The following is a 5,140-nucleotide window of genomic DNA, read 5'->3' as shown; positions in this document are numbered from 1 at the left end:
GAACGGCTCGAACAGCTCGGCTGGGAATTTGCTGCCAGGAGGGCGATCCTGCCGCTCGGACCGAACGATTCTGCTCTTGAGCTTGTCATCGCCGATCCCTTCGACCGCGCCGCCACCGAAGCGGTCGAATACCTTTTCGAGCGGCCGGCTCGCGTGACCATCGCACCGAGAAGCTTGATCGAGGAGCAGATCGGCCGCCTGAAGCAGCAGGCCGATAGAACCCCAGACGAGATGATCGATGAGGGCRTCACCTCAGATGTCGATCTCGAGCGCCTYCTCGATATTGCCCGCGATGCACCGGTGGTTCGCTTCGTCGCCAGGATCGCGCAAAAGGCGATCGACGAAGAGGCGACCGATATCCATCTGGAACCGCAGGCCGATACGATGCGCGTGCGCCTGCGCCGAGACGGCATTCTTCTGGAGACCGAAGCCGCGCCGAAGGCTTTGCATACCGGCGTCATAAGCCGTCTGAAGATCCTTGCCCACCTCAATATCGCCGAACGCCGGCTGCCGCAGGATGGGCGGCTGCGCCTGGCGATCCGCGGTCAGGAGGTCGACTTCCGACTGTCGGTCGTTCCCTCGGTCCATGGCGAGACCGCGGCATTGCGCGTCCTCGACCGCGAGAACATCAAGCTCGAATTGCCTTCACTCGGATATGATGCCGCCTCGATCGGCCAGATCGACAACCTGACACGGCGCTCGAACGGCCTCGTGCTTGTGACGGGTCCCACCGGCTCGGGCAAGACGACGACCCTTTATTCGATCCTTTCCGTTCTCAATCGACCGAGCGTCAAAATCTTCACGGTCGRGGATCCGGTCGAATATCGTATCGACGGGATTACGCAGCTGCAGATCGATCCGTCGATCGGACTCACCTTTGCGACGGCCCTGCGCTCGGTCCTGCGCCAGGATCCTGATATCGTCCTCGTTGGCGAAATTCGTGACCGCGAGACCGCGGAGATTGCAATTCAAGCAGCCTTGGCCGGCCGCCTCGTTCTTTCAACCTTGCATACCAACAGCGCAATCGGCGCGTTCAACCGCCTGCGCGACATGGGTGTCGAGCCGTTCCTGCTGGCTGCGACCATGCGTGGGGTCATCGGTCAACGCCTTGTCCGGCAACGTTGCCTAGTGTGCCGAGATGAGGCTGATTCCGCCGAATGCCCGAAATGCGCTGGCACGGGTTTCAAGGGACGGCGGGCAACCTATGAGATCCTCGATATATCCGAAAAGTTCAGGCTGGCTCTGCGGGATAGCGATATTGAAGAGGAGCTCGAGGCGACCGCCATAGGGCAGGGAATGGTGCCCCTGCGCCAACACGGGCAAGCTCTCGTTGCCCAAAAGCTCACGACCATCGAAGAGGTCTTGCGCGTGATCGATATGGATTAGCCCGATGGCGAGATTTGAGTATTCAGCCTTTGCCGCCAACGGCAGGAGGACATCGGGGACAGTGGAGGCAGCCGATATCGCCGACGCGCGCCGAAAGCTCCAGGCGCCAGGCCTTATGGTGGGCGATATCAAACCGCTGGATGGCAAAACGCCAGGCGCATTTTCCTGGCTGCCGAAACTCGGTGATCACTTCGACCAGGTGAACTTCTTCTCGAACCTCGCGGTCCTGTCAACAGCCGGCCTGACATTGGACCAGTCGCTTCGCGCGCTCAGGGCCGCCGCCTCGCGCCGGAGCGAGCGCGACAGGTTCGATGCAATGATCGAGCGGCTGTCGGCCGGCACCAGCGCCGCCTCGACCTTGGCGCTGATAGACGGCATCGGCGCGGACGTCCTTGCGCTGATTGCAAGCGGCGAGAAAACAGCGCGGCTTGCAACGGTCCTGCCTGCAATAGCGTCCGACCTCGAGCGGCGCAGGGACCAGCGCAAACAGCTCTTTGACGCGCTGCTTTATCCCGCTTTTCTGCTCGTCATGATGGTCATTGCCCTCGGCGTCGTGACGTTCGCCCTGGTTCCAGCACTTGAACCCGTTTTCGATGGCTCCGGCAGGCCCCCGCCATTCCTCATCGCCGTCCTGTCGTTTGCCGGCAAAATGCTCTCAGATCCAACCGTGCTTGCGGCCGGCGTCGGAGCGATCCTGATCCTGGCGATCCTCGCGATTGCCCAGGCCGGTGCCATTGTCGGGCTCGCATCGGCAGCGCTGATCAAAATGCCGGTCTTTGGTCCGCTGATGATCAAGGCGGCGCTCTCGCGCTATCTCCAGACGCTGTCCTTGCTGCTCGACAACGCTGTCGCGATGCCCGAGGCGCTGTCCCTTGCGGCGGACACTTGCGCGATTGCGAGCTACCGCCAGAGGCTCTCGGTCATGCGCGAGGCGGTGATTTCCGGCAGGCGGCTTGGTGAGGCATTTGCGGAAAGCCGGCTCTTTCCCGCAAGCATCGTCTCGCTCGCCGTCGTCGGGGACGAGGTCAACAGGCTTGCACCGGTTCTTGCCAATGGCTCCAACATTCTGCGCCACGAGGCCGAACGCACGCTCGACCGACTTCTGGCACTGTTGACGCCGGCGATCACCATTCTTCTCGGCACGCTTGTCGGCGGGTTGGTCATATCGGTGATGACGGCGCTTCTGAGCGTCAACGAACTGGGGGTCCAGTGATTGGAAGGCCTCATGCCTCAACTGGATCAGATGCGGGCTTCAGCCTGCCGGAAATGCTGGTGGTACTGACGATCCTCGGGATCATGATGGCCCTCGTCCTGCCGCAGTTTCTGCGTTCGAACACCATGTCGCCACGAACCATTGCGCTGCGAATTGTTGAAAAAGCAAACCTGGCACGCCTGGCTGCCATCAAGAGCGGGTCGGAAACCAGCCTACTGATTGATACGAGCGGCCGCAGCATCGGCGCCAGCGTCGGCGGGGAGGACATTCTCATCCCGCCTTCGATCGGCCTGGAAGCAACCATCGGCAAGAGCTCGGGCACCACTGTCACCAAAGGTGACATCCGATTTCTGCCTGACGGAAGTTCGTCCGGCGGCGAGCTTCGGCTTTCCGGCGAGCGCGGGAGCCCGATCAAAGTCAGGATCAACTGGTTGACCGGAACGGCGACGATGGTGCCGCAATGACGGATCGCGAGAACACGCAGGCGGGTTTCACCCTGCTCGAAATGATCGTCGCCTTTCTCATCCTGTCGATTTCGATGGCAGTTGCGTCCCAGACGTTGTCGATCGCGGTTAGCAGTTACACACGCTCGGGAGACCGCCAGACCATGCTTGAACTCGTCGAGTCGCTGACGGCCGAAACGGTTCCAGCAATGGCGTTGTCGCGCTCGGCGCATCGGCAGGGCGAGGCTGATAGCCTGCAGTGGACGATCGACCTGCTTTCGCCGCTCCAGGCCGAGAGCCACGCTGATCGCGAGGCATTCGCCATCATCAGCATCGCCGGTGCCAAGGGTAAGCTCAAACTGAGTTTTCTCGTCACGGCTTCGGTTGGCGGACCAGCGCCATGAAGCCTAATATTCCACTTGCTGATCAAGACGGCGGTTTTTCGCTGGTCGAGATGCTGGTCACACTGGCCTTGCTTGCAGCACTTTCGACAATTCTGCTTGGCGCTGTCGCGCAATTTCGTCCGCTCGGCAATCTCGCCGAGAGCGCTAATGGCAGGATGGAAGTCGCGACCGCCGCAGCATTCCTGCAGAAGACGGTCGAGGACGCGAGAAATCTCTACCTGCTGAACTCACCGCCGGAACAACGTCACRCCTTCGAAGGCGCGGCCCGATCGCTGCGGTTTGCGACGGTCTTGCGCGTCGGCTCCGATCAGCTCGCGTTGCGCGACATCGCGATCGTGGAGGGTGAGAGCAACGGATCGCTTTCCGTCGTCCTCGAAAATTCGCCGCGACGGTTCTCGGCCGGCTCGCTTGCCAGCGAGCGATTTTCAGTGATCGACAATATCGAGGATTTCGGCTTTCAGTTCCTGGATGCACCGCAGGCAGGAGCTGCCGATCTGCCGCCATGGCGCGCCGATTGGCCATATCCAGAAAGACTGCCCTATGCGGTCAAGATTACCTTGAAAGCCAAACGCGGCCGATCGGAGATCTCGGTCACCAGGATTGCCTTTCCTGGAAGCGGCTCCTGACCTACTCGCTGGAAAGATCCGTATTCAGCCCATCGCCGCCAGTCTTTTTATCCCGTCCGAGTGAGATAATCTGGTAGGGCTTTTCGTCAGCAGGGCTTTTGTATTGATAGGCCGTGCCCCAGGCATCGAGGAATGTTCCCGATTTCTTGATATAGGGTCCGTTCCAGCTGCCGGCATTGGCAGGCACTTTGGCAAGAGCATCCAATCCCTCGTCGGTTGTCGGATAATGCCCCGCATCGATATAATAGAGCTCGAGCGCGTTCTCGATATTCTTCATCTGCGCCTTTGTCGTATCGACCTTGGCCGTGTCGAGATATTTGAGCACCTGGGGCGCGACCAGCGCGGCGATCAAACCGATAATCGCCAGCACCACCAGCAGTTCGACGAGGCTGAAGCCGGCGGTCGCGTCCCCGGAAGGGCGGTCTGCCGGTTCGAATGCAAATCTGTCTGTCGTCACTAGCGCACCATTTGGTCAAAGAAGAGGTTGAAATTCCATACCGCGAATAGAGAGAGCGCCAGAAACGGGCCGAAGGGGATCCGCAGCGACATGATGGCGCGCGAACCTTTGGCTTTAAGCGCGAGATAGAGCAGGGCGGTCGCCGAGGCGATCAGCAGGAAGATCGGAAAGCTCAAGGGATCGAGCCAGACTGCGGCAGCACCGGCGAATTTGACATCGCCTAGTCCCAGTCCGACAACACCTCTCAGCCGGTAATGTAGGTATCGCATCGTCCAAAAGAAGACAAAGACCGCTAGGGCGAACAGCAATCCAGAGACCAGCGCATTATAATCGCTGCAAAGCCGGAAAGCCGCGCCGCTCAAGAAAACAGTCGCGTTCAGCCAGTCGGGGATGACGAGCCTGCGACAATCGACATAGGCGATCGCAACGAGGCTTGCAGCGAGAATGATTGCAAACAGAAGCGCCATCGTCAGTAGGCCAGCCGCTTGAGGTCTTGCTGCAGGCTGTTCTTTCCGCCGCGTCGCTTCTGGATGTCGGACTTGAAATCGAGCTGCTTGCGGAATTCGGCCGTCACATCGCGCGCCTGGCTGACGTCGCGCACGATGCGCGGC

The 5,140-nt window shown here is 60.4% G+C and carries 7 protein-coding genes; 5 read left to right on the top strand and 2 right to left on the bottom strand.

Annotation, left to right across the window (positions count from 1 at the left end; genetic code table 11):
* From AC1D35_RS34700 to AC1D35_RS34680, 5 genes are all read left to right on the top strand, one after another.
* Nucleotides 1–1,386 (top strand): GspE/PulE family protein (locus tag AC1D35_RS34700; RefSeq protein WP_477942418.1); only part of this gene is annotated, 1,386 nt, incomplete at its 5' end.
* Nucleotides 1,387–1,390: 4 nt separating this feature from the next.
* Nucleotides 1,391–2,599 (top strand): type II secretion system F family protein, encoded by a 1,209-nt coding sequence (locus AC1D35_RS34695; protein WP_477942416.1) that lies wholly within the window; start codon nucleotides 1,391–1,393, stop codon nucleotides 2,597–2,599.
* The gene (locus AC1D35_RS34690; RefSeq protein WP_477942414.1) at nucleotides 2,596–3,063 is read left to right on the top strand and encodes a GspH/FimT family pseudopilin; all 468 of its coding nucleotides are present in this window, start codon (nucleotides 2,596–2,598) and stop codon (nucleotides 3,061–3,063) included. The genes AC1D35_RS34695 and AC1D35_RS34690 overlap by 4 nt, the downstream gene beginning before the upstream one ends.
* Nucleotides 3,060–3,446, top strand: a complete 387-nt coding sequence (locus AC1D35_RS34685; protein ID WP_477942412.1) for a PulJ/GspJ family protein — start codon at nucleotides 3,060–3,062, stop codon at nucleotides 3,444–3,446. Before AC1D35_RS34690 ends, AC1D35_RS34685 begins: the two co-directional genes overlap by 4 nt.
* Nucleotides 3,443–4,072, top strand: coding sequence for a prepilin-type N-terminal cleavage/methylation domain-containing protein (locus AC1D35_RS34680; protein ID WP_477942410.1), 630 nt, complete (start codon nucleotides 3,443–3,445; stop codon nucleotides 4,070–4,072). Before AC1D35_RS34685 ends, AC1D35_RS34680 begins: the two co-directional genes overlap by 4 nt.
* Nucleotide 4,073: 1 nt before the next feature.
* On the opposite strand, the gene gspG is transcribed toward AC1D35_RS34680, so the two are convergent.
* Both gspG and AC1D35_RS34670 read right to left on the bottom strand, forming a co-directional pair.
* On the bottom strand, nucleotides 4,074–4,529 hold the full coding sequence (gene gspG / locus AC1D35_RS34675; RefSeq protein ID WP_477942408.1) for a type II secretion system major pseudopilin GspG: 456 nt from the start codon (nucleotides 4,527–4,529) through the stop codon (nucleotides 4,074–4,076).
* Nucleotides 4,529–4,996, bottom strand: a complete 468-nt coding sequence (locus AC1D35_RS34670) for a prepilin peptidase (RefSeq protein WP_477942406.1) — start codon at nucleotides 4,994–4,996, stop codon at nucleotides 4,529–4,531. Before AC1D35_RS34670 ends, gspG begins: the two co-directional genes overlap by 1 nt.
* Nucleotides 4,997–5,140: the final 144 nt, after the last annotated feature.

Source organism: Rhizobium sp. P1_E6 (assembly GCF_056405875.1).
Note: the sequence above shows the minus strand (reverse complement) of the source record. Positions and strands in the feature narration are given on the sequence as shown.

Bases quoted from the DNA above. Each gene is read 5' to 3' on its own strand.
- AC1D35_RS34670 (WP_477942406.1), bottom strand. From the start codon at position 4,996: ATGGCGCTTCTGTTTGCAATCATTCTCGCTGCAAGCCTCGTTGCGATC.
- AC1D35_RS34695 (WP_477942416.1), top strand. From the start codon at position 1,391: ATGGCGAGATTTGAGTATTCAGCCTTTGCCGCCAACGGCAGGAGGACA.
- AC1D35_RS34685 (WP_477942412.1), top strand. From the start codon at position 3,060: ATGACGGATCGCGAGAACACGCAGGCGGGTTTCACCCTGCTCGAAATG.